Annotated in this window: 3 protein-coding genes; 1 reads left to right on the top strand and 2 read right to left on the bottom strand. The window is 33.8% G+C overall.

Annotated elements, in window-relative coordinates:
• Positions 1-907 (top strand): Ig-like domain-containing protein (locus tag CD121_RS07860; RefSeq protein ID WP_126567838.1); only part of this gene is annotated, 907 nt, incomplete at its 5' end.
• 99 nt (positions 908-1,006) lie between these two features.
• Here CD121_RS07860 and CD121_RS07855 read toward each other — a convergent pair.
• Positions 1,007-1,366, bottom strand: a complete 360-nt coding sequence (locus CD121_RS07855; RefSeq protein WP_017638302.1) for a DUF1304 domain-containing protein — start codon at positions 1,364-1,366, stop codon at positions 1,007-1,009.
• Positions 1,367-1,513: 147 nt separating this feature from the next.
• Positions 1,514-1,642, bottom strand: a 129-nt coding sequence (locus CD121_RS07850) for a cold shock domain-containing protein (protein ID WP_185817758.1), incomplete at its 5' end; no start/stop codon positions are given.

Genomic DNA, 1,642 nt, shown 5'->3' with positions numbered 1-1,642 from the left:
CCTAAAAGGTGGGGAAACATTACCAGTTACTGCGACAGACAAAGATGGCAACACTTCTGAAAAAGCATCAACTGTTGTTAAAGATACAACAGCACCAGAAGCACCAACTGTTAATCCTGTTCATAAAGGCGATAAAACAATCACAGGAACAGCAGAACCAGGTTCAACAGTAACAGTAACGTTCCCAGATGGAAGAACTGCCAGTGGTACAGCAGATGAAGATGGTAATTATGTGATAAATATTCCTACTGGTGAAGAACTAAAAGGTGGAGATCATATCGGAGTAACAGCAACGGATGCAGACGGTAATATCTCACCATCTACTGATGGAACAGTTATTGATAACAGTAAACCAGTCGACCCAAATCAACCAACAGAGCCAACAAAACCAGTCGACCCAAATCAACCAACAGAGCCAACAAAACCAGTCGACCCAACAAATCCAAATCATACAAAACAACCGACAGATTCTGATGATTCAACAAATCCTAGTCAGCCGGCTGAACCGAAAGAAACAAAAGATACAACTCAACCAACAGCACCGTCAAATGATAGTAAATCAACATCATCAACTCGTGCATATGGAAGCAATAAAGCAACCCATAATTCAGTTCAACGAGATACTGAAGAACAAGCACAAACAGATAACAACAGCGAAGTAACTAATTCTAACCAAAATAATGGTAGTAAAGTAGTAGATATGAATGGACAACAAGTAGAAAAATCAACGAAATCATCAACAAACAAAGATAAAGATCAAGGTAAAGGTCAGAGTGAACTACCTGAAACAGGACAAGATGTAGTTAATAAAGGAACGTTGTTCGGTACATTATTAGCCGGACTAGGTGCACTATTCTTATTCTTCAAACGTCGTAGAGAAGATGAAGACGAAGAAGAAAATAAATAATAAAATGAAATATTGATATCACAAGGCTCATTCCATTTTTGGAATGGGCTTTTTATTATAAAAAAACCGTTAAATCGAGTTTCGATTTAACGGAAATAATTAAAAAATTAATGATAAGAGAGCTAGAATTGGTAATAGACCTTGTTTAATAATGATAGACTTTTGACTTGTTAAACTACCATAGATTGCAACTATAATCATATATACAAGAATACATATAATGAGTTCTCTAGGATGATTACTAAAAAATGTCGCATAAATTACGAAAAGACCGAGAAGTCCATTATAAATACCTTGATTTTTCATTAATGTATTTAAATTGTTATCTTCTAATGCAGATTGACTCATTTTAAAAGTTTGACTAGTTTTTTTAGAGCTTGTCATAAATGTTTGAAGTATCATAATAAAGATAAACTCAATTGCTACAAGTAGTGTCAAAATAGTTGAGAGTAAACTCAAAGTTAAATCATTCCTTTATGTATTAATAGTTATAACAAAAATGTAAAAGATATATTTTCTAATAATAGATGTATAAGAAGACTGACTAGTATTTTATTAAATTTAAGCATAAAAAAAGCAACCATTACGGTTGCTTTGAAAATGTTATTACATTTTTACGACATTAGCTGCTTGTTCTCCACGATCGCCTTCAACGATGTCGAATTCAACTTTTTGTCCTTCTTCTAATGATTTGTATCCTTCTTCAGCGATTGCTGAGAAATGTACGAATACGTC

It is taken from the genome of Staphylococcus pasteuri, from assembly GCF_003970495.1.
GTDB lineage: Bacteria > Bacillota > Bacilli > Staphylococcales > Staphylococcaceae > Staphylococcus > Staphylococcus pasteuri.
The sequence above is the reverse complement of the archived record's forward strand: the minus strand, read 5'-3'. Positions and strand labels throughout refer to the sequence as shown.